The following is a 21562-nucleotide window of genomic DNA, read 5'->3' on the forward strand; positions in this document are numbered from 1 at the left end:
TATGGAAAATAGAGTTACCTTTGGTTTAAAAAATGTACATTATGCAACTTACACTATTGCAGCTGGTGTTATTACATTTGACAAACCAAAAGCTATTCCAGGAGCTGTAGAAATGACCAATGAACCTAGAGGAGACATGGTGGAGTTTTATGCGGATGATATCCTTTATTACTCTGCACCTAATAACCAAGGGTATGAGGGTAATTTAAATATAGCTAATATCCCACAAGATTTTGCTGTGGACTGCTTAGGAGAAGAATTGGACGAAACAGATGGTGTGTTAACAGAGTATGCTGACGCAAAACCAAAACCATTTGCTTTGTTGTTTGAATTTGATGGAGATGTTAAGGCTACTCGTCACGTAATGTATAACTGCACAGCGAACAGACCGAATGTAAACTCTACAACTAAAACGGATTCTGTCGAGCCGAATGCTAACGAATTAACATACATTGCAAGCCCGATCCAAATGAATAAACGTCCTATTGTAAAAACGAAGACAACTGATAAAACAACAGATGAAATTTACAACGGCTGGTATGAAAACGTGTATGTAAAAGGACAAACAGCAATCCCAGAAGTGTGAGGTGATTAAATGGAAAAGACTGTAATGATTGATGGGAAGCAAGTCCAATTTAAGAGCAATGGTGCAACACCTTTAAAATATAAAATGCAGTTCCGTAAAGATTTCTTTGCTGAAATCTTAAAACTTCACAAACTAGGAAAATTGAAAAACCTCGATGAAATAGATGATGATGTATTAGGCACTTTAGATTTTGAGGTCTTTTATAACATTGCTTGGACTTTTGCTAAAACTGCAGATAGCAGCCTGCCAGACCCAGAGACATGGTTGGAATCCTTTAATGAATTTCCTATATTCGATTTTATCTCTGAATTGCAGGAAATGATTATGGCGAACATTCAATCAAAAAAAAAATAGATGAACAAGGCCAAGAGTCAGGTGATGGAAACAGTGAAGGTATTACCACTGAGACATATCTGGCTCTTTGTTATAAATGTAAGTTAACTCGACTAGATCTTGAAGATATGACAATAGGTATGTGTATTGATTATATAGATGAATACATTGAAATGAGTAATCCGAAAAGCAAGAAAAAGGATAAGCCAAGGAAAGCAAAACAAACTGACTTTGATAGCTTTTAAGTGAGGTGAGAACATGGCAAGTCGCATAAAAGGGATTACGATTGAGCTCGGAGCAGATACAACCAGCCTTGAGGGTGCTTTATCTGATGTTAATAAGAAATCGAAACAACTCCAAAGTGAATTAAAAGATGTAGAAAAACTTCTTAAATTTGACCCCAATAATGTGGAATTACTGGCACAACGTCAGCAACTTCTTACAGATTCAGTGGAAAACACTCGGAAAAAGTTAGACCAACTAAAACAAGCAGAGGCACAGGTTCAGCAACAGTTTGAACGTGGAGATATTAAAGAAGAACAATATCGTGCCTTTCAACGTGAACTACAAGATACTGAACGTACTCTTCAAAGGTTTCAAGATTCTTTAGATGGACTGCAAAGAGAACAGGAAAAGGTTGGAGAAGGTACCCGTAGACTAACGACGTTGTTTGAAGCTACTGGAACAGCTGTGGAGGACTATTCAGATGTGTTAGGGCAAAGGTTAGTCAGAGCAATTCAGAATGGTACAGCGACTAGCAGAGACCTAGAAAACACCTTCCAACGCATAGGAAGAGAAGCTATTGGCTCTAATGGAGATATAGAGCGCCTCAGAAACACTCTTCGCACTGTAGATAGCGGAAACTCTATTCGAAACGTCAGAACTGAACTTCAACAATTAGAGAATGACGCCAGACAAGCTGAAACTTCAATTGAGGATTTAGATTATGACCTTGAAAATGTCGCTGGTGCATTGATTGCAGGCGGAGGGATATCGGGAGCCATTGAAAGTGCTTTGGAAAGCTCTAGTCTCGATACAAAAATAGAATTGGCTTTTGATATACCAGAAGAGTCAATACAAACAATAAAAAATGCTATCTTAGACGTTAATGCTGTTATTGAGGATGAAGAGGCTGCAGTCGCAGGTGTAAGAAGGCAGTGGGCTTTAAATAAGGATGCGACAGATGAAGCAAACTTAGCTGTAATTCAAGGAGCAACAACTATTGCAAAAACATATGAAGGTATTGATTTTACAGAATTAATTCAGGAAGTAAATGAAATTGCTTCTGAACTGAAAATTTCCGACAAACAAGCTGTAGCCTTTGCTAATTCATTATTAAAAATGGGTTTTCCACCTGAACAGATCGATATTATAGCTGAATATGGTCAACAGCTGCAAAGAGCTGGATATGACGCAACTGAAATCCAAGGGATTTTTGCTGCCGGTGTGGATACAGGTACTTGGAATATAGATAATCTTTTGGATGGGCTAAAAGAAGGGCGTATTCAAATGGCTGAATTTTCCTCAGCTATGTCAAAAGATCAAAGAGAAATTGCTTCCTCGGTAGAAGGAGGAATTGATAAATTTGACGAGTGGGCATTAGCAATTGCTGAAGGTGGAGAAAAAGGTTCAAAAGCTATGCGGGAAATTGCGGAAACCATAAATGAAATGGAAGGCACTGCAAAGAATGATTTAGGGACTTTGGTATTTGGTACAATGTTTGAAGACCAAGGACAAAATATAATAGATACTATACTAAATGCTGACTCTCAGGTAACTAATTTAGGTAATAATATCAAGGAACTTAATAAATCGACTGCTACATTAAATGCAGATCCAGCAGTTAAACTTCAGAAAGCTTTTGCAGATTTGAAGATTGCTTTGCAACCGTTGTTAACACTAATTGCAGACATAATTTCTAAATTCGCTGAATGGGTTAGTAATAACCCTGTACTAGCAGCAACTATTACTGCTATAAGTGTAGCTATAGGAATATTATTAGGTTTAATATTTGCTTTAGCTCCAATATTTGCAACTTTAGCTAGTGCTGCCGCGGTGGCGCAGGTCGGAATTGGTGCATTAATGGCTCCTTTTACGGGAATTGTTATTATAGTAACTGCAATAATAGCAATTATAGGTCTCCTAATAGCTGCCTTTGTAGCTTTATATCAAAATAATGAAGACTTCCGAAACAAAGTCCAAGAGATTTGGACAGCGATAAAGGAAGCCTTTTTTATTGCCTTGGATTATATAAAGAACCTTGTTACAACCATAATGACTGAGGTATCAACTTTCTTTGGAGAAGTCCTAGGAAGAATAAAAGCTTTTTGGGATGAAAATGGACAGCAGATTATGGCTATTGTTGACATGTTTATGAATAATACAAAGGCTGTTATTGAAGGTGTTATGGGTGTTATTAAAGGAATCTTTGAGGTGATTTGGCCATTAATTGTGGGGACTGTCCGATACGCTTGGGAGACCATACAGTTAGTTGTGAAAACGGCCATCGACTTAGTACTTGGCATAATTCAAACAGTACTTAAATTAATAAAAGGTGACTGGGAAGGTGCTTGGGAATCCATAAAGCAAACTTTCGAGAATATATGGGATAACATTACTTCTTTCCTTGAAGGAATTGATCTTGCGGGAACGGGAAAACAGATCATGCAAGGTTTAATTGATGGCATAGCTTCAATGGGAGACGCGATTTGGGACAGCGTAACATCCATTGGACAAAGTATAAAAGATGGATTTACGAGCTTCTTTGATATCAACAGTCCATCGCGGTTGATGCGTGATGAGATAGGTAAGTATATCGGAGCGGGACTTGCTGTTGGTATGGAACAATCTACAGCAAGGATAGCAAGAGCTTCTGATTCAATGAAAGAAGCTGCTTATCCTGATTTATCTAAAGGTTCAACTACCAATGCAAGCAATAATACCTTTAACTTTAATGGCATGTTAAATGGAGCTGTATTTAATGTTAGAGAAGAAGCAGATATTGATAAAATAGCAACGAAACTAAGAGATCGCACTGTAACTGCAGCAAGAAAAGGAGGGGTGATATTTGCCAACTAAACTTGATAACTATACATTTGAAGACTTTGGACTTATTGAAGAGTTTGGCCATGTTCATCCCTCCACACCTGAGTTTAATGAGCAAACCTTATCAATTCCGGGGAGACCAGGGCTATTAAGTTTAGGCACTCAAATAGGTGCAAAGCAGTTTAGTTTACCAGTAAAAGTTTTTGTAAGAGATAGGTACGAAAGGCAACGAAGGAAAAATAAATTCGTTGCTTTTTTATTTGATGCATATAGGCAGCCGAGGGAATTTAAATTGTCATTCGACTATGAGCAAGACAAGTATTATATGGCTAAGATTTCTAGTCAATTCACACCAGAGATGCTGTTTCAAATGGACCAATTTGAACTGCCTTTAGTTGCAAATGATCCCACTAAGTATTTCTTTATAGATGCGGATTTAATTAGAATGGGAAGTCATATACCTGTTCGATCTCATGTGAAGCCTGGTGCAAGGCATTCATTTGGCATTACAAGTAATCAAACAATAAAGGTTATTAATGACGGTACATTAGCTTTACGCCCACGAATTACCATTTCGGGTACGGCCACAAGCTTAACCATAAAAAATACAAGAAATAATCATTCATTCAAGATTACTAATATTGTTTCAAGTAAGCCTGTTGTTGTGGAGGGAGAAACTTACATGGTAACAGAAGGCGGTACCGATACCTTTTCTAAATTAGTCGGTAAATTCATTGATTTGTTACCAGGAGATAACAGTTTAGAAATATCAGGTGAAAATATGAATTTAGAAGTTAATTTTAAATATAAATCTCAGTTTATATAGGTGGTGAGAAAATGGTAGATGCTCCTAAAATTTTAGATACAGATTATTTAGATGAAGCATATCCGAAGATTAATAAAGCAATCGATAATGCAAATGAAGCAATAAAAACTGCTAATTTAACACTGAACGAGTTCAATAAACCTATAGAACCAAGTCGTATAGACGGAGTAGAGGCATTGACTCCTAGTGCAAACTTATTGACTGCTTCTTTAGTAACTACAGGGAAAAGAATTGCAACTGCTGCAAACTTTCCAGACGGTGGAGAAGTTTATGTAAGTGATTCTAATTGGGGATATACAGATTATATCGCTGCTGCCGCAAACGATATTTTTACGAATAAAGGTGGATTATCAGTTAATGCCGTTAGCGCTATGTTTTATGATGTAAATAAAAAGCCTATTGCAGCTAGTATAAACACAATAGCATGGGTTTCGCCTTTAACGATAACTACGCCTAATGATTCCAGAATCAAATACGCACGGTTTAATTTAGTCATAAATAATACACCTGCATCTTCCCAGATGATTGTTAAGGGAAGTACTTACCCTTCTGATTTCATCGAAAATACCGGCGGAACCTATCTGGTAAGTTGGTTAGGTTTGAAAAATAACATTATCACTATGCCTAAATTAAGCGCTGAGTTACAGACAATAATAAACAATTTAAAAAGTGAGATACGCAAACTTTATTTTCCTAGAAAAGTATATGGAATAGTAGGTAGGCCTGTTAAAGTTTATTATCGCAGTGTCGTCTCGGCACCAAATCTAAATAGTTTGTTTTATAAATCTTCTTACAAAGACGGTATATTTAAAATAAGAGAAGATCATTACGTAAGAACTGAGTACTCTAGCGGAGTCAGGCCAGATACCTTCTTTATCTGCGATGCTAATACAGGAAAACAAATAGACACAGTTACTTTTAATATTGTCCACACTGACCCGGCTACGAAAGTAAATCCTTCTACAGAAAAAAATATAATTTGTTTTGGGGATAGTTTTACCCAAGCCGGTTATTTTTCAAGGGAAATCAATGATTATTTAGTTACTCAGCGAGGGTGGAGCAATTATAAGTTTATAGGTAGGAAAACCTCGTTCGGAGTCAAACATCAAGGAATGGGGGGGTACGCAATTCATGATTTCGTTATACCTCCAGAACAAATGCGGACAGGATTTACCGAAAATCCATTTAGGAACCCTACTACCTTAAAGTTAGATTTTAAATACTATATGTCTAATAACGGATTCACTGGGGATATTGACTACATGTTTTTGGAACATGGGGTAAATGACTTGCTCGCATATAGTAGGACTCCTGAACAGATAGTATCTGACTTGAAATTATTCATAAACCAATTACATTTAGACTACCCCAATTGCAAAGTCTTCTTGTGTGGATTAGTTCCCGCAAGTCCAATCAACGATTTTTACAATGCTTATATGCATAATATAGATGTATTAAATATTAATAAAGCATATGACGATTTTTCTGTGGAGACGAATTATAGTAGTTTTGTAACCTACGTTCCGGTAGCAGCAGGATTTAACGTTGAGTACGGGTACCCATATGAAATGCAACCAGCATACCGAAATGCAACAGAGTTGAAGAAAGTTTTAACAGATTATCTACATCCGAATGAACCAGGTTATTGTATGGAAGCGGATCAGATGATTGCTGCGTTTTTAGCTGAGTTATAAGTAATAAATAAGATACAGCTAAAGCACTTGATAATTACTCAAGTGCTTTAGCTGTACTAGCTTTATTAATTTTTATTTTAATGGTTGTTAGTGAAGTTAGCCTTTTATAGTTTAATGAAAATAAAATTCCTAAGAATATTTCTATTAACATTACTAAAGACGTTGAAGATATCAATAATGGAACAGTGATAATTGCAAACGCTAATACAACCCATAATAGTTTGCTTTCAAAATAACTTTCAATGTACTTATTTAAGCGTGGCAACAACTTTACTCCAATAAGAGATAACATTGTAACTAATAACCAAATTATAATATAGTTCACTTTAAATAAATGAAGCCAAACAAACGTATTAATGAAAAATAAATGGATAAACAGAAAAAGAAAAGAATTTTTACCTAAGAAAATAAGTAGGTTGTTAGGGCTGTATTTCTGTTTTTTTCTAAATAAATAAAATGATAAGAATATGATTACTAACGATAAGAGAAAATAGCCAATTGACATATCATATTTTACAATTAATTGGTCACCTTTATTAATTAGATAGTATATAAATAATAATAATGTAGAAATGCCTGCAAACAGGAGGTTAAATGAATTTCTTATTCTGTATGCAATAACCCCTGTGAAAAATGTGAATATCCAAGGGAAAAATGCAAATCCACCTTCATTAAAAATAAATTGTTTTAGAGGAAAATCATAGATTCTATTTGAAGTATAGAAATGAATAATAAAAACAACGACTGTTAATAAAAGATAGAAAAATAAATTTGGCTTAATATATTTCTCAATTAAATAAATGGTTAATACACCAAGTGCAATAATTTGTGGTACGTCAGAGTTTAGATTTTTCCATAAATCAGGGTGCCAAATAGCATTGTATGAGAATCCTAAAATTGCAAAAGATAAATAAAAATAAAATAAAGAAATGAAATCCTTTCTTTCAATTTGGAAAATTGTTGTTACGCCAGATACAGCGAAGAATAAAACTGGTGCAAATCCACCAATACTTTGGAATGTCCTAATAGCACCTGAGAATTCCAAAGGTGTATGTGCAAGTATCATTAGTAAACAACTAAAGCCTTTAATTGCGTCTAGTGAATAATCGTATTTTTTCACACATGTACTCCTTTTTAACTATTTCATTTTACTTAGATATTTTTAACATTAAATTTACTTAATCTCAAGCAAAATTTTAAGTGAAGAAAGATATCTGTCTGTATTATAGTTAAATTAATTTATCCTGGAGCTGGAGGTAATAATGTTAAAAGTTAAAAATCATAATCATGATTCAGTAGCATACCTTGAAAATGCATATACTATAAGTTACGAAAAGACGTTCAACCAAATATGGGGAGCGTCTTTTTCATTGCCTTTAAATGATTTGAAGAACAAATATTGTAATGCTCTTCATTACATCGAGATTGTGGATGAAAATGAATATATAGGTCTATTTAGGATAATTCCAAAGGCAACAGTGAAGAACGAAAATACAAAAGAAGTTCAGTATACACTTGAACATGTACTTGCTAACCTGCTTGATAAGAGCATTTTTGGTTACAAGCAGACAACTAATCTATCCACACGAGAAAACTTGCAATTGTTAATAGATCTTCAAGAAGTGAAGCATTGGAAACTGGGACAGGTGGACTTTACAAGGTATTTCTCCTACAAGTGGGAAAATTCTAATCTCCTGTCTGCCATCTTCAGTATTCCGAAGGTATTCGATGAGGAGTATCGCTGGTCATGGGATACTACATCATTTCCCTGGACCCTTAATTTAGTTGCTCCTGAAACTGAACCAACATGTGAGATCAGAGAAAGATATAACTTGATTGACTTGCAAGTCGAAGAGGATCCAATGGGGATTTATAACAGGATTTATCCTTTGGGTTATGGAGAAGGAGACAACCAATTAACAATTAAAAAGGTTAATAACGGAATCCCTTATGTAGAAGATGCTGCGTCTATAGTTGAACATGGATTGAGGGAATATATCTGGGCAGATACACGATTTGAAGACCCTAACAGTTTAATGGCGAGTGCTAAGGCGTTACTTAAAGAGTGGAAGAAGCCAAAGGTGAGTTGGAATATAACAGCTGCAGATTTATCAAGAATAACCGGTTTGGCAAAAGATAAATTCAAAGAAGGAAAAGTAGTCCGAATTAATGTGGACGACTTTCCTGTAACTGATTTACGAATTAAAAAAGAAAATAAAGCAGACGCAAAAGGACAACCTTGGAATGTTAGCTTAGAGCTTGGAAATCTTAAGGGAGACTTAGCCACTACTCAAACCGATTTGGAACGTAGGCAGCAGATAAACGAGTTGTATGCCCAAGGAGCTACTAATATTTCAAACTACTCATACAACGATAATGCAGATTCAGAAAATCCAGCGGAGATAATGGTTTATTTTCCTGAAGAAATTGTCAGGTTAAATAAAGCGATACTTTCCTATAAAACTGAGTCTTTCAGGACATATGGGAGGGCGACAAAAGGCGGTGGCTCCACTGTTAAAGCTTCCACAACAGGGGGTGGAGGCTCAACTGTAAAGGCATCTACAACAGGCGGTGGTGGAGGTACGATAAAAAGTAGTACAACTGAAAGTGGAGGTGCTACAATTCAATCAACATCCACAAAAACATTTGCACAAATGAACCTTCAAACCGGAGTACCTACTAATGCTGTACCAGGAGAAGAATCAGACGAAGGCTATCCTAACTATGGTTATCATCTTCATGAAGTTCAAATTAATGGTGAGCATTTTGAACACAGTCATGATGTAACTTTGCAAGCACATAGTCATGGTTTTAGTTTTCAATTAGAACCACACTCTCATCCATTTGAATTTACACTGGAAGATCATACGCATCCTTTTAATTTTACGTTAGAGGATCACACGCATGATTTGGAATTTGGGATATATAAACTGGATAAAATGCCTGCAAAAGTTTCTATAAAAATTGATGGCAATGCTGTGCCTATAACTGCTTTGAATGGGGACAACATCAATATAATTCCTTATTTATCTAAGGATAGTTCAGGTAAAGTGAATAGAGGTTGGCATACAATCCACATTACTCCAGACGATTTAGGAAGAATAAATGCACAAATATATACTCAATTCTTTATCCAAAGCAGAGGGGAAGGGGAATTTTAATGATTAAATTGAAAATCAAGACACATAGCGGTAACGAGTATGAAGTGGATGTAACAGATTACAATGCAGCAGAAACCAATGAAAAACTGAATACAAATGAGATTAATACTGTTGCCTTTGGGGATATTATACTATCCAGAATAGATATTAAATCGATTGTTCCTCATTATTAGATTTTATTAACTGTTAATTTCTAAAATATATTACAAATAATACCTCAAAAAATAAAAAAAATGTATAATGAATTTATTATATTTTATTTTGGGGTGTAATAAATGAAAAATGTTATTAAAATAACTTTTCTAGTACTAATTTTAATCGGACTTTCTGCTATAGTATATGGGAAAATTCAGTATGACAATAACATAAAATCAGCTGGAGAAGTTGCACAAGCAAACTATGAACAGTACCTTAAAGACTCTGCGGAGAAGAAAGAAAAAGAATTAGCAGATAAAAAGGCAGAAGAAAAGAGAATTTATGAAAGTCACAAAGGAGACACTTTAACTTATTATCCCATGGGAGATAGTTTAGCTGAAGGTGCATTTGCAACCAAAGAAGAAACAAAATATGTAAGTGTTTTGACAGATTTAATTGAAGAAAAGTTAGGATATGTGGTTCAGTTAGAAAATGGAGCTGTTAGAAGTGGTACAGGCTTAAAAAATGGTGCATTACCCAATATACAAAATCTTATAGCTTTAGAGCCTGACCTTGTTACAATTCAATTTGGAAATAACGATTATATTGAAAAGTTTGAAGACTCATATTCCACCAATGAAGAATTCAAAGAGAGATTGGAATATTTAATTGATGAGATACAAACAAATTCAAAATCTACAAAGATAATCATAGTAACAACATGGAATAGTGGTGGTACATCTTTAGAACTTGATCGAATAATAAATGGCGTTGGAAAGTCTAAAAATGTTGAAGTTGCAAATATACAATCAGTTTGGCAATATAGAGATGATACTTACGGCCCGAAGGGGTATAAGGTATACAATGGGGGGGAAAGTGATGGATGGCACCCCAATGATAAAGGTCATGCTGAGATAGCTACAAAAATATTTGAAAAAGCATATGAGTTACTTAAATAAGGAGTTCCCTATAAGGGAGCTCTTTTTTTACACTTTCAAGAAGGATAAGCCAGTCTGAAGAGAGTGTATCAAATTTCAGTCCTTACTTACATGTTATTAGTTGTGTAATAAAGCGGGTAAAGTGAATTAACAAACAATAGGAGGAGTTCATTTGTGGAAGAAAATTTTGCAGTAGGTTTTAGTGTTGCAACTTTAATTAGTATCCCGTTGTGGATTTCACTCTTTGGGTGGATAAAGTTAATATTTTAATGAAATATATTGGTTAGATTTATTGCTAAAAGGATTTTCCCTTTTTCTGTCGAATATTAGCAGAAAAAAGGAGGTGTTTACCTTATGGCCGCTCTTATAAGAACTACTTATATTGATACAACAAAAGTACAAATAAAGCAATTTCCGTTGAATAGCCAGTTATTAGGCGTAAGACTTGATGGGAATTCAGTAAAGATTTCCTATATTGAAGATAACAGTCAAGATGGTGTTTGCGATATAGAATTCCGGATGTATCTACCAAATGATGATGAAATTGATTTTGATTTTAAATCATACTCATTTATGGGAGTATTAAAATTAGATGAATTAGAGTATCATGTTTTCTGCAAAAATGTTAATCAGATTGTTGATTTACGATGAAAAAGAATAGTTAATATTTAAAGAGATTCTTCATTAACAGTGAAGGATCTTTTTTTATTGCCTTTTAAGGAGGTGAATCCATTTGTATATAGAGATAAAAGGGGGATGGGAAAATGCCAACACAGGAGGTACCAATAACTATGGAGGAAAAAGTTGAGAATCATGAGGAAAGGATAAAAGCACTCGAGGATTATCAACAAATACAGGAGAAATTGAATCAAGAAATCAAAACGCAATTACTGGCTACGGAGAACACTGTTTTGAAAGAGTCTGGTAAACAACAAGAGATGACACAAAAGCTTCTTGATCATGTTCTTGAAGAGGATAAGGAAGACAGGAAGACTTCAAGAGACAGAAAGACATATACACAACAACAATTTTGGAAAGTAGCGGGACTCATCTGTGGAAGCGGAAGTGTCCTTTATTTGTTGTTGGAAAATTTATTAACTAGATAGGAGATGCAAGTGTGGAAGAATTAACTGTAGCAGTATTTATTGCTGTAATTATTGCGTTGGTTGAGCTTTTAAAACGCAGCTTAGATTTACCTACAAAGATGGCTCCATTGGTATCTGCAATTCTTGGATTGCCTATAGGTATTTTATATTTAGATGTTGACCTGAAGACAGGGATTATTTATGGTCTGATAATTGGCCTTTCAGCTGGTGGATTATATAGCGGAGTTAAAACAATAACCAAGTCAGAGTAGCCGTAATGGCTGCTCTTTTCTATTGGAGTGATCATAGTGATTAAGAAAATTAAAGCTTTCCTTGAATTATTGAAAGAAGATCCTGACATCCTGGACGAAAAATATTAATGGGAGGGAATGTACATTGGAATTATCAACAAATGGTTTGAATTTAATTAAATCCTTTGAAGGTGTTAGGCTTACAGCCTATAAAGCCGTTTCAACAGAAGAGCATTGGACCATAGGATATGGACACTATGGAGCAGACGTTAGAGAAGGACAAACTATTACAAAGGCACAAGCTGATAAATTTTTAAAAGCAGATGTTGCACGCTTTGAGAGTGCTGTAAACAGTAATGTAAAAGTAGCCTTAAATCAAAATCAATTTGATGCGCTAGTATCCTTCACATATAACTGTGGAGAAGGAGCGTTAAAGAGAAGTACTTTGCTCGAGTTGTTGAACCAGGGTAAATATATAGAAGCTGCAGATCAATTTGATTTGTGGAATAAATCTGGTGGTAAGGTATTGAACGGGCTAGTTAAACGTAGAGCGAAAGAAAAAGCATTATTCTTAACAGGTCTTCCACAGGCAAAAAAAGCAGAAGTTACTTCAGCTAAAACATATAAATTAACTTCTGGCAAAAGTGCCTATGTTAGTGCAGCTGATGCAAAGTCTCAAAAGAATAAAAAAGGTGCTGTAAAAGCCGGTACTTATTATGTATTTAACGAATTTCAAGGCATGATTAACCTTACCAGTAAAAAAGGAGTAGCTGGAAGTTGGATTGATCCTAATGAGGATAATCAAGAATATTATGTAATAAAAAGTGGCGACACTTTAACTAAGGTTGCTAAAAAATATAAAACGACTGTAGCATCTATAAAGGCTTTGAATCCATCCATTAAGAACGTCAATTTGATTTATGCTAACCAAAAAATTAGAGTGAAGTAATAATCATGCCTTACTCTTCAGGGTAGGGCCTTTTTTTATTTCTTAATAGGTCCTTTTACTTGGGTGTAGGTATATATTACTATATAATAATATTGCTGGTTAAGTTTAAGTATTATTGCAGGCCTTATTCTTATGTAATCTTTACGGGTAAGGTCTTTTTTTACTTTAGAAAAAGTTAAAAACCCCTGATTAAAGGGGCTTTTGCTATTACGTTTCATATTGAAGATCACTTATTTTAAAATATCCATCTTCCTTAATAATCTCGAAATACCAACTATCTTCACCATCTGAGTAGCCAACTCTTGCAAATACTCGAACAAAATCCTTTTCTTTATCATAATCTATGCCTTGTAAATACCAACTTTTTAATTTAGTTTTATAAAAATCTGAGTAAAAAGGAAAGTTTTTTTCACCGTTCACTGCAGTTAACCATTCTTCTTGTTTTTCAAAAGTAAACTCTTTAGATATATTAGCCTGCATTGTAGCTGTATCTCCCTTTTGTGCAGCGTGAATGAAGTCATCTATAATTGTAGTTAAATGTTTGGAATTTTCATCAACCTCTTTATACGTGTCTAACTCCATTTCCAGTTTTTCTTTTTTATCTACTAATTTGTTATAATCCTCTATCAATGTCTTATTTGTTTCTTTGAGTTTATTTACTTCAGTGTTCGTTGTTTCTGATTGAGAACAACCGGCCATTACTAAAAAGACCATAAGTAATAAAGATAATTGTAGCTTTTTCATTAATTCTTCCCCTTCTTGTTGAATGTATTAACTAGGGAATTATACCATTAAAAGGCATTAATATTAAGTAATACAGCTTAATTTAAGTCAAAATTAATTCGTTAAAAGGAACAAAGTTTTTTATGTCGAAATATAAATAAACAATAAGGAGGAATGCTTTATGAAAGATCCAGGTAAAATAGGAATAAAAAATAAAAAAGACCCAGGCGGAGTTGGCCGGGAATTTGATTTACCACGTGGTGGCTGACCTTACTTTTTAGTAAGGTTTTTTTGTATGGAATATAGAATTAGCTTGGGTAAATATCCCAGTAACCTTTGTGCTTATGTTATAATTTAACAGATACGAAAGGGGATATTATGAAAAATATATTTGGTGTCTTAACAGTTATTTTCTTTATTATTCCAGTGGTAGTATACGGGATTTCTTTCTTCGGAAGGGACCTTTTCTCTGGTACCGTAATGATTGCTATTTGTATTGTTTTACCTATTATTGGTTTAATCCTTGGTATTTTAAGCAAAGGCAAAGGACTTAAATTAACAGGTATTATCGGAAATAGCCTTATCCTTCTAGTTACAGGTGTTATCCCACTAGTTGTCAGACTACTTTTCTGGAATCAACCTTAAACTACGCCAAAAACAACGCGGAATTTCTACGTTGTTTTTTACTGTATATCCTTATGTAAGTAATAAGATAATAATTTCTGCGTGTTATTCTTCAAATTAGCATTAAAGAAGCGATGTTCCTCGTGATAACCCTTGTAGTAAATATTATATTCAGTGAATACTCCATCATTATTCCCCCGAATAACTTTCATCTTGAGTTTTCTCATTTCATCATTGATTTTCTTCAAGTCTATTTGAACCTTCAACATTGTGTGCTCAATTAAATCTAGATAGACTAACTTAATTTTAAATGGGGTTATTTCAGTAACCTTACGGTCGTATTCCAATACTGATAGTACTAAGGGTAAATAGATGGATTGTTCCACTAACTTTAGGTCTTCATCCAAAATCTTTGTCATAGCTTACACCTTCTGGACATCCACAATTATTTGAAATGGAATTTTATGAATCAAATCATTCTTATCTTTAATCCGGAACTCTTTTTTTATGTAATCGATAAAGTGTGTATGGCCGATTATGGACTCGATAAAACCTTTCTTAAATAATTTAAACTCCAATAGCAAGTTATACTCCATAGCTTCATGTATCAGCATTTCAATCTCAGTTAACCTATCCCCATCCAATATAGGTTGACTTACTTTCTCCCAATTTATTAACTCCTGTTTTACTGCTGCCACATGTTCAGGAAGCATTATTGCTGTCCATTTAATATTTCCACGGTCCCTAATCACGACATCCATCTCCTTTATATATCTAAAATAATATCAGAACAATCGTTCGTATTCAATGTTGTTTTAGAACAATTGTTCGTATATAATATATCTCAAAAGGGAGGTCTTATTGATGAAAGGTTTACTTAAAAGAGCTGTAGAAAGTAATGAGGTATTAGAAATGATTTATCAAAACAATAAAGGTGAATTCAGTCAACGTAGGATTCAGATTATTAAAGTAAGTGAAGAGTCCTTTAGTGCCTATTGCTTTACACGTAAACAGCAGCGCACTTTTAAGTTATCTAACGTTTTATCAATGGGACCAATACGGAAAGTAATGAGAGGTGCGTAATTATGGAATTAGCAAAGCCTAAGAAAGTTAAGAAACCCGCAAGACCAACAAGAGATGAATTTGAATTAGAGGAAATCGCCAATACCTTAACGGAAGCATTTGAGGAAAAGAATGAACTAAGACTAACTGTGTGGAAGAGAGAAGATCCAGTAAGAGGTAAAGTGGTTAAGATGGATAGTAATACAAAATTAATACATATAGAAAATTTTAGTGAAACAATTAAGGTTAAATTTATGGATATTTTATATGTTCAGAGAGTTTAAAAGCCCAACTCGATTGAGAAGGGCTTTCATCTTATTCATTCGTAGCATCAATGACAGCTGGATGGATATATAAGCTCTCTGCAACGTCAGGGTAATTATCTACATCAAAATTCTCCCAAACAATCTTATTATTGGTTTCTCTTGTTAATAAAACTCGAATACCATCATCATCAGACTCTTTGCCGTATTTATCTACAAATGTAGTTTTAACTGTAACCATAGCTTTTTGTATATCTTTATCCTTAAATATTAAAGGGAATACGTTTTTTGTTTCCAATAACATTGATTTCTCTAAATCTTTATTTGACAATGTCTGATCCCCATTAATAATTACCTTCGTATAGTCACCAGTTTCAACCGTTACTACAGTCTCTTTACCTTCATTTGTTTTCTTTCCTAATTTTTCATTAATTTCTTTAGTCAATAATTCATCAGGATTCAATTTTTCTTCTGTTTTTTTAGATTTATTCTCTGGCTTAACTTCTGTACTAGCTGTTTTTGAATTCGAATTAATCTTTCCATCATCAAGAAAATCTTGAAGCGCCCAAAAGGCTCCTAATACTACTACTATGCCTACATAAAACCACCATTGCTTAAAAATGCTCTTTTTTTCTTTAAGTCATTCAAAAGTTGTTTCCCCCTAATTCTCTTCTTTATACTCATATAGATCTTCTACAGTTACCCCTAATAATCTGGATAGTTTAAACGCATCTTCTAAAGATGGTCTGGACTTGCCGGAACACCACGCAGATATTGTATTAGTGGAAACTCCCATATAGTCCTTAATTTCTTCTCTATTATGCGAAGACAGCTCTATATATCCTTTGATTTTACTTACTAACATAAATTATTGCCTCCATTAAAGGTATCAAAATAACTATTCTGCAAATATGTGGATTTACCTTTCATTAAAATTTTATGATTAATCACTAAAATTTTGTGATAGACAGGCATCAATAGTGAAAATACCCATATAGTATATCAACTACGAACTACAATGTAGTCTACTAAGTAAATTTCAGGAGGAAAACGAATGGATCCTATAACATTTGGAACGGTTCTTATTGGCTCAGCTGGTGGATCTCTATTGGTTGTCACTGCATTAGAAAAGATGAATATTACCATAAATGAAGGCATGATAAAGCTAGTTTTAGAAACAGTTAAGTTTGGCGGAATTCTGTGGTTTATTAACCATATCAGCAAGATTTTCTTCTAAGTAGTATGCATTGCAGTCTACTATGTAGGGGTCTATGTATCTGTCACTTGGTGAATTTGACAATGTAGTGTGCAAAGATTGATAGATTAGTATTTAAAACTTGTACATCTTACTTCTTATTGAGAGCGACTGATATGTTTATCAACATATCTCTTTTCTTCGCTGCTTCTCAGCTCAATAAAGATTGAAAGGAGTTTTGAAAATGAGTGGTTTTAATCGCATTATTGAATCGATATTTCAAGGATATAAAGAAAGTAAAACGGTTGTGGATAGAAAACATGAGTGTAAATTTGATGAGTTAGGTTATACGCCTTTTCTATTTAGTGATAAATATTTGAAGGAGTTATACCTCGAATTAGAGAGTGAAGAAGATTATGAAAGGTTGATTAATTATATGGACCGTTTTGACCTATATGGGAATGGCTATAAATTTTGCGACCAATTGTACATTCACACTAAAGATGATTATGAGAAGTTGAAGAAGAAAAAAGATAAAAACGATGACTGGTTGAATTGGGTTTAAAAAAGGAGGAATAACATGATTGAACTATTCGCAATTCCATTAGCTATTGCTGGTGCCGCACTGATACCTAAAAGAAAAATGAAGGATGAGGATAAAATTAACCAAATATTCATCAACAGACGAGTAGGAATCAAATCAGGTGAAACAATTAAATACCCCAAGCTAATCCGCAAACATACCGATTCTAAATCTTATTCCACATACCTGTACTCACTCCCGTTAGGAATCCCATCAGAAGCCATTGAAGGCTTATTACCAGTATTAAATGATGGCCTTAATAAAGAGGTTGATTATGAATTCGACGGCTTATTAAAGCTGCGTGTGTACCACGAAGAACTACCGAATAAGTGGAATTATGACAAAACTTTAATTAAACCAGGAACATGGGAAGTCCCGATTGGCAGAAACCATACAGGTATTCTATATCATGATTTTGAAAAGTACTGCCACTTACTAAACGGCGGTGTTACCCGTTTTGGTAAAACAGTATTTATGAAGGGGATTCTTAACACTTTGATAATGAATAACCCTGATGACATAGAGATTTACATTCTAGATCTTAAAGCAGGATTGGAATTCTACAAATATAAAAAATTATTTCCACAACAAGTAAAAGAAGTAGCCTGTGATGTATTTGAATCAGCTGAGGTACTAATGAAATTAACCGAGGAACTTAAACAAAAAGAAACAATGTTCAGGGAAAAAGGATATACAAACATAATTGATACTCCTATAAAGAAAAGGACATTTATCTTTGTGGATGAAGGAGCAGAGCTTTCTCCTAATATTGTTAAAGACAGAGCTTCAAAGAAATATGCTGAGTTCTGCCAGGCAGCACTATCTGAGATTGCTCGTATTGGTGGAGGTATAGGATATAGACTTATCTACGCTACTCAGTATCCAACAAAGGAAGCAGTCCCAATGCAGGTGAAAATGAACATAGTTGCTCGTATATCATTTATCTGTGCAGCAAGAATGGGTAGTATGGTGCTATTGGATGATGCAGGAGCTGAAGACCTACCGTCCATTCCAGGCAGAGCCATTTACCTTGTGGAGAAAAAAAGAACCGTACAGGTGCCTTACATTGACGATAGTATGATTCTTAAAATGATGGAGGAGAACGATGATTTCAACTCAAAGCCGAATAGAAAGATTATTGACGACGATAGACACATTGGGCGTAGTGAAAATTAAACATCTCCAAAGAATTCATGATTTAAAAAGCTATAGAAACGCATGCAGAGTAGTCCAACAGTTGAAACCATATATAAATGAGTCCTTCCACAATAGAGAGAAGATTATCTATTTAAATAAAGCGGGAAGGGAACTTATAGGAGCAACCAAAGAAGGGAAGAAAACTTCTCAAATAGATCATGATTTGTTAAGAAATGAAGTGTATTTACATTTTGATTGTCCGATTGACTGGAAAAATGAATTTATTAGCGAAATTGAAATGGTTACTGTTCCAACATTAGAAATGAAAATTAAAGGACTGAAACCTGCAACTAAGAGAAGGATAGTGAGTGATGCTGCCTTTATAAGAAATGGATACATTCATTTAGTCGAAGTTGATAACACGAGGGATATGATCGATAACAAAAAGAAGATACAACGGTATGAAGAATTAATGCCATTGATAAAAAATGCAGTTCCAGTATTGTTATTTTTCACAACAACTGAAGATAGGAAAAATAAATTAGAGAATTGGTGTAAAGGGAAGGGTTTTAGATATCAAGTCAAGACCTTTTCTGAATTATAGATGAAATAAAATGTCTTTTGTTGGTAAAGGAGTACCTCCACCAACCCAAATCGCTGCAATCTGCCCAAGCGCTGTCAAAGTGCTAATACCAGTGCCAATCGCGTGGGCAAATAAGCCGGCAATGGAACCTGCAAGGGAAATGCCTGAGAAGCCGGAGCCGTCCAGACCTGTGATGACACCTACTGCTGTTAAAGTAATGGCGCCTATTTCTTTTGTAAGTGGAACGGTTGAGGCTAATGCGACACCAAGGTCATTGACGAGTCCTAGTGAGGAATCGGGAAGATGGTCGCCGACGATTGAAGTGAACCCAGAGTCGCCGAGATAGAAAAATGCGGCGATTGGAATAACAGGACCAAACACTTTAAAGCCAAACTGGAACCCTTCAATTAAGTAGCTTGTTGTTTTTTCAAGTCCTTTGTTTTTATAGCTGACAAGGGTAATAAGAACAAGGATAAAAATAGACGTTCCACCTACCAAGGCTGTAGCATCACCGCCTTGGAGATTGAGTATATACATTGCAACAACATCAAGCACAAAGAGAATGGGGATTAGAATGGAGAAAAAACGTTTTTGTGTCTTGGACAGTAAATAGCTCTCTTTTTTTGGAAGGATTGTTGTCTCAGAGCTGGTAACGCCTGTTTTATGTGTAAGCTTGCCGCTTTTTATATCTCTTTTTATTAAGAAAAATGCAGTGAGTGTTGTCACAAGCCCCATGACTATGACAAGGGGAATGCTTGCTTGCATGACAGATTCGACAGAAATGCCTGCTGCGTCTGCTGTCAGCTTTGGTGCTGCTTGAATGACATAGTCACCGGATAAGGCAATGCCATGACCGAACAGGTTCATTGCCATTGCAACTGGTATAGCCATCAAAGAGTCCTTTTAGTTAAGCTTGAAGTGTTTAATAATGATAGAGGGAGTTTTGCCGGGAGCTCTGCGGTAGTTGGCAGGCACATCTATTGTTATCGTTTGGAACAGGTCATTTATAAAGCTTTTCTTTTCAAAATCACTCGCTGTCACCCACATTTGAGGGAGGTTACTAAATAGAGATAGAACAGAGTGATAATCTAATGGAGCATATTCCTCCACCATGCTGTTAAGTTCTTCAGAAAGTAATGCTTCTTTCTTCGTATCCTCTTGAGTCATTTCTAGATACTCTTCTTGCGAAATAACGTTATTGCCTAATGCCATCAACCAGTTTTTTTTGCGAGTCCTTATGGCAGCCAGGTCTTTTTTAAATGTATCTATCATTTGTGATTGGTCGTGTGGTTGTTCAATAGGGTAATTTTTTAAATCTTCTTGTGAAAATTGTAGATAACGTTCTGAATCATCTGCTGACAGGTTGTGGAATAATTCAGTTGTTAGTACTTTTTCTGTAATCATTGGGAGATTGCAATTGCCGCCGTTCTTTTTAGTAATACATATATAATGCTTGCTACCACGGGATTTTTTTGTGTATCCAGATAAGGAACTGCCACATCTTGCACATCGTAACACTCCAGAGAAATGAAAGGGAGAAGTAGCTTTTTTTCCTTCTTTTGCTCTTTGCTGCCTGTACCGTTGAGCAAGATTGAATGTAGTCTCATCAATAATGGCTGGATGCTTAACATCATCAGAAATAATCACATCTAAATCGGAATTATTTCCCCATCTAAGCTTACCCATGTACACAGGGTTATCTATCATTTTTCCTATTGTTCGTATGTCCTTTTTAATCCCTAAGTGCTGGAGATATAAGGAGATGTTACGCATGCCATTACCACTATTATAAAGTCTGAAAATATCCTTTACGAAGCAAGCTTCTTTCTCGTTAATAACAAGCTCTCCATTTTGATAGCTATATCCAAAAGGGGCTTTCCCGCCATTACGTTCGCCTAATAAAGCTTTTTTGGTCATATTAACAACTACACGTTCTGATATTGTTTCACGTTCCCACTGTGCGATGGCAGCCACTAATGTTATTAAGAAGCGGCCAATTGCTGTGGTTGTGTCGAACGGTTCTGTTACCGACCTAATCGCAATATTATTCTCATCAAAAAGTTGAAGAAGATCATCTAAATCTCTAACAGATCGGACAAGACGGTCAAGCTTGTAAAAGACGACCACATTAAATTTATGCTCCTTTGCATCTGAAATTAATCGCTGAATTTCCGGGCGGTTTAAGTTCTTTGCACTAACACCTTCTTCTACAAAAATATCGTATAATTCCCATCTTTGTGACTTGATAAAGTTAATACCATGATCCTTCTGTGATGCAATACTGTAGCCGTCTCGAAATTGCTCGTCTTTGGATACTCGAGTGTACAATGCTGCTTTCATTAGTGATTTCCTCCTTCTTTTCAGCGCATTTTTTCACTTGAAAAGATAA

General features: G+C 35.0%; 26 protein-coding genes and 1 pseudogene. 19 read left to right on the forward strand and 8 right to left on the reverse strand.

Going from position 1 to position 21562, the window contains the following annotated elements; translation table 11 throughout:
- Window position 1 precedes the first annotated feature (1 nt).
- From L8T27_RS03985 to L8T27_RS04005, 5 genes are all read left to right on the forward strand, one after another.
- Window positions 2–586, forward strand: a complete 585-nt coding sequence (locus L8T27_RS03985) for a major tail protein (RefSeq protein WP_237940838.1) — start codon at window positions 2–4, stop codon at window positions 584–586.
- Window positions 587–595: 9 nt separating this feature from the next.
- Window positions 596–940, forward strand: coding sequence for a hypothetical protein (locus L8T27_RS03990; protein WP_237940840.1), 345 nt, complete (start codon window positions 596–598; stop codon window positions 938–940).
- A 237-nt stretch (window positions 941–1177) separates the two neighbouring features.
- Entirely contained in the window at window positions 1178–3997 is a 2820-nt protein-coding gene (locus tag L8T27_RS03995; RefSeq protein ID WP_237940842.1) for a hypothetical protein, read from the forward strand.
- Window positions 3987–4790: a distal tail protein Dit gene (locus L8T27_RS04000; protein WP_237940844.1), complete on the forward strand. Its 804-nt coding sequence runs from the start codon at window positions 3987–3989 to the stop codon at window positions 4788–4790. Before L8T27_RS03995 ends, L8T27_RS04000 begins: the two co-directional genes overlap by 11 nt.
- 11 nt (window positions 4791–4801) lie before the next feature.
- Complete coding sequence (locus L8T27_RS04005; protein ID WP_237940847.1) at window positions 4802–6484, forward strand: SGNH/GDSL hydrolase family protein; 1683 nt, start codon at window positions 4802–4804, stop codon at window positions 6482–6484.
- A gap of 34 nt (window positions 6485–6518) precedes the next feature.
- Here the strand turns inward: L8T27_RS04005 and L8T27_RS04010 are convergent, their stop codons facing one another.
- Window positions 6519–7604 (reverse strand): acyltransferase family protein, encoded by a 1086-nt coding sequence (locus tag L8T27_RS04010; RefSeq protein ID WP_237940849.1) that lies wholly within the window; start codon window positions 7602–7604, stop codon window positions 6519–6521.
- 142 nt (window positions 7605–7746) lie between these two features.
- Here L8T27_RS04010 and L8T27_RS04015 point away from each other — a divergent pair, with 142 nt between their 5' ends.
- The 7 genes from L8T27_RS04015 to L8T27_RS04045 all read left to right on the forward strand — a co-directional run bounded on the left by L8T27_RS04015 (window position 7747) and on the right by L8T27_RS04045 (window position 13003).
- On the forward strand, window positions 7747–9645 hold the full coding sequence (locus tag L8T27_RS04015) for a phage tail protein (protein ID WP_237940851.1): 1899 nt from the start codon (window positions 7747–7749) through the stop codon (window positions 9643–9645).
- Entirely contained in the window at window positions 9645–9818 is a 174-nt protein-coding gene (locus tag L8T27_RS04020; RefSeq protein ID WP_237940853.1) for a hypothetical protein, read from the forward strand. Before L8T27_RS04015 ends, L8T27_RS04020 begins: the two co-directional genes overlap by 1 nt.
- 102 nt (window positions 9819–9920) lie before the next feature.
- Window positions 9921–10739, forward strand: coding sequence for an SGNH/GDSL hydrolase family protein (locus L8T27_RS04025; RefSeq protein WP_237940855.1), 819 nt, complete (start codon window positions 9921–9923; stop codon window positions 10737–10739).
- Between the two features lie 333 nt (window positions 10740–11072).
- Complete coding sequence (locus tag L8T27_RS04030; RefSeq protein WP_237940857.1) at window positions 11073–11369, forward strand: hypothetical protein; 297 nt, start codon at window positions 11073–11075, stop codon at window positions 11367–11369.
- A gap of 113 nt (window positions 11370–11482) precedes the next feature.
- Entirely contained in the window at window positions 11483–11824 is a 342-nt protein-coding gene (locus L8T27_RS04035) for a hypothetical protein (RefSeq protein WP_237940858.1), read from the forward strand.
- An 11-nt stretch (window positions 11825–11835) separates the two neighbouring features.
- Window positions 11836–12075: a transposase gene (locus L8T27_RS04040; protein ID WP_237940861.1), complete on the forward strand. Its 240-nt coding sequence runs from the start codon at window positions 11836–11838 to the stop codon at window positions 12073–12075.
- 124 nt (window positions 12076–12199) lie between these two features.
- Entirely contained in the window at window positions 12200–13003 is an 804-nt protein-coding gene (locus tag L8T27_RS04045) for a glycoside hydrolase family protein (protein WP_237940862.1), read from the forward strand.
- A gap of 207 nt (window positions 13004–13210) precedes the next feature.
- Here L8T27_RS04045 and L8T27_RS04050 read toward each other — a convergent pair whose 3' ends face one another.
- A complete protein-coding gene (locus L8T27_RS04050) occupies window positions 13211–13747 on the reverse strand; it encodes a hypothetical protein (protein WP_237940864.1) in 537 nt (178 codons plus the stop codon).
- A gap of 357 nt (window positions 13748–14104) precedes the next feature.
- Between L8T27_RS04050 and L8T27_RS04055 the strand changes: the two genes are divergently transcribed.
- Window positions 14105–14371, forward strand: coding sequence for a hypothetical protein (locus L8T27_RS04055; protein WP_237940866.1), 267 nt, complete (start codon window positions 14105–14107; stop codon window positions 14369–14371).
- A 38-nt stretch (window positions 14372–14409) separates the two neighbouring features.
- On the opposite strand, the gene L8T27_RS04060 is transcribed toward L8T27_RS04055, so the two are convergent.
- Window positions 14410–14769 carry a YhjD family protein gene (locus L8T27_RS04060; protein WP_237940868.1) on the reverse strand — a complete coding sequence of 120 codons (360 nt, stop codon included), beginning with the start codon at window positions 14767–14769 and terminating at the stop codon, window positions 14410–14412.
- 3 nt (window positions 14770–14772) lie between these two features.
- A complete protein-coding gene (locus tag L8T27_RS04065; RefSeq protein ID WP_237940869.1) occupies window positions 14773–15102 on the reverse strand; it encodes a YolD-like family protein in 330 nt (109 codons plus the stop codon).
- Between the two features lie 112 nt (window positions 15103–15214).
- Here L8T27_RS04065 and L8T27_RS04070 point away from each other — a divergent pair, with 112 nt between their 5' ends.
- Both L8T27_RS04070 and L8T27_RS04075 read left to right on the forward strand, forming a co-directional pair.
- A complete protein-coding gene (locus tag L8T27_RS04070; RefSeq protein WP_237940871.1) occupies window positions 15215–15433 on the forward strand; it encodes a WYL domain-containing protein in 219 nt (72 codons plus the stop codon).
- A gap of 2 nt (window positions 15434–15435) precedes the next feature.
- Window positions 15436–15696, forward strand: coding sequence for a YolD-like family protein (locus L8T27_RS04075; protein ID WP_237940873.1), 261 nt, complete (start codon window positions 15436–15438; stop codon window positions 15694–15696).
- A gap of 31 nt (window positions 15697–15727) precedes the next feature.
- Here L8T27_RS04075 and L8T27_RS04080 read toward each other — a convergent pair whose 3' ends face one another.
- Window positions 15728–16138 carry a hypothetical protein gene (locus L8T27_RS04080; protein ID WP_237940875.1) on the reverse strand — a complete coding sequence of 137 codons (411 nt, stop codon included), beginning with the start codon at window positions 16136–16138 and terminating at the stop codon, window positions 15728–15730.
- Between the two features lie 198 nt (window positions 16139–16336).
- Window positions 16337–16540, reverse strand: coding sequence for a helix-turn-helix transcriptional regulator (locus L8T27_RS04085; protein WP_237940877.1), 204 nt, complete (start codon window positions 16538–16540; stop codon window positions 16337–16339).
- 189 nt (window positions 16541–16729) lie between these two features.
- Here L8T27_RS04085 and L8T27_RS04090 point away from each other — a divergent pair, with 189 nt between their 5' ends.
- The 4 genes from L8T27_RS04090 to L8T27_RS04105 all read left to right on the forward strand — a co-directional run bounded on the left by L8T27_RS04090 (window position 16730) and on the right by L8T27_RS04105 (window position 19194).
- A complete protein-coding gene (locus tag L8T27_RS04090) occupies window positions 16730–16912 on the forward strand; it encodes a hypothetical protein (protein WP_237940879.1) in 183 nt (60 codons plus the stop codon).
- 202 nt (window positions 16913–17114) lie between these two features.
- Window positions 17115–17435 carry a hypothetical protein gene (locus L8T27_RS04095; protein WP_237940881.1) on the forward strand — a complete coding sequence of 107 codons (321 nt, stop codon included), beginning with the start codon at window positions 17115–17117 and terminating at the stop codon, window positions 17433–17435.
- A 15-nt stretch (window positions 17436–17450) separates the two neighbouring features.
- Window positions 17451–18629 carry an FtsK/SpoIIIE domain-containing protein gene (locus tag L8T27_RS04100; protein ID WP_237940883.1) on the forward strand — a complete coding sequence of 393 codons (1179 nt, stop codon included), beginning with the start codon at window positions 17451–17453 and terminating at the stop codon, window positions 18627–18629.
- The gene (locus L8T27_RS04105; protein ID WP_481858857.1) at window positions 18559–19194 is read left to right on the forward strand and encodes a replication-relaxation family protein; all 636 of its coding nucleotides are present in this window, start codon (window positions 18559–18561) and stop codon (window positions 19192–19194) included. The genes L8T27_RS04100 and L8T27_RS04105 overlap by 71 nt, the downstream gene beginning before the upstream one ends.
- Here L8T27_RS04105 and L8T27_RS04110 read toward each other — a convergent pair.
- Together L8T27_RS04110 and L8T27_RS04115 are read right to left on the reverse strand one after the other, a co-directional pair.
- A pseudogene (locus L8T27_RS04110) lies at window positions 19189–20067 on the reverse strand (hypothetical protein); the annotation flags it as partial. The gene L8T27_RS04105 and the pseudogene L8T27_RS04110 overlap by 6 nt on opposite strands.
- A gap of 9 nt (window positions 20068–20076) precedes the next feature.
- The gene (locus tag L8T27_RS04115) at window positions 20077–21513 is read right to left on the reverse strand and encodes a recombinase family protein (RefSeq protein ID WP_237940887.1); all 1437 of its coding nucleotides are present in this window, start codon (window positions 21511–21513) and stop codon (window positions 20077–20079) included.
- Window positions 21514–21562: the final 49 nt, after the last annotated feature.

Source organism: Niallia sp. Man26 (assembly GCF_022049065.2).
Taxonomy (GTDB): Bacteria; Bacillota; Bacilli; order Bacillales; family Cytobacillaceae; genus Niallia.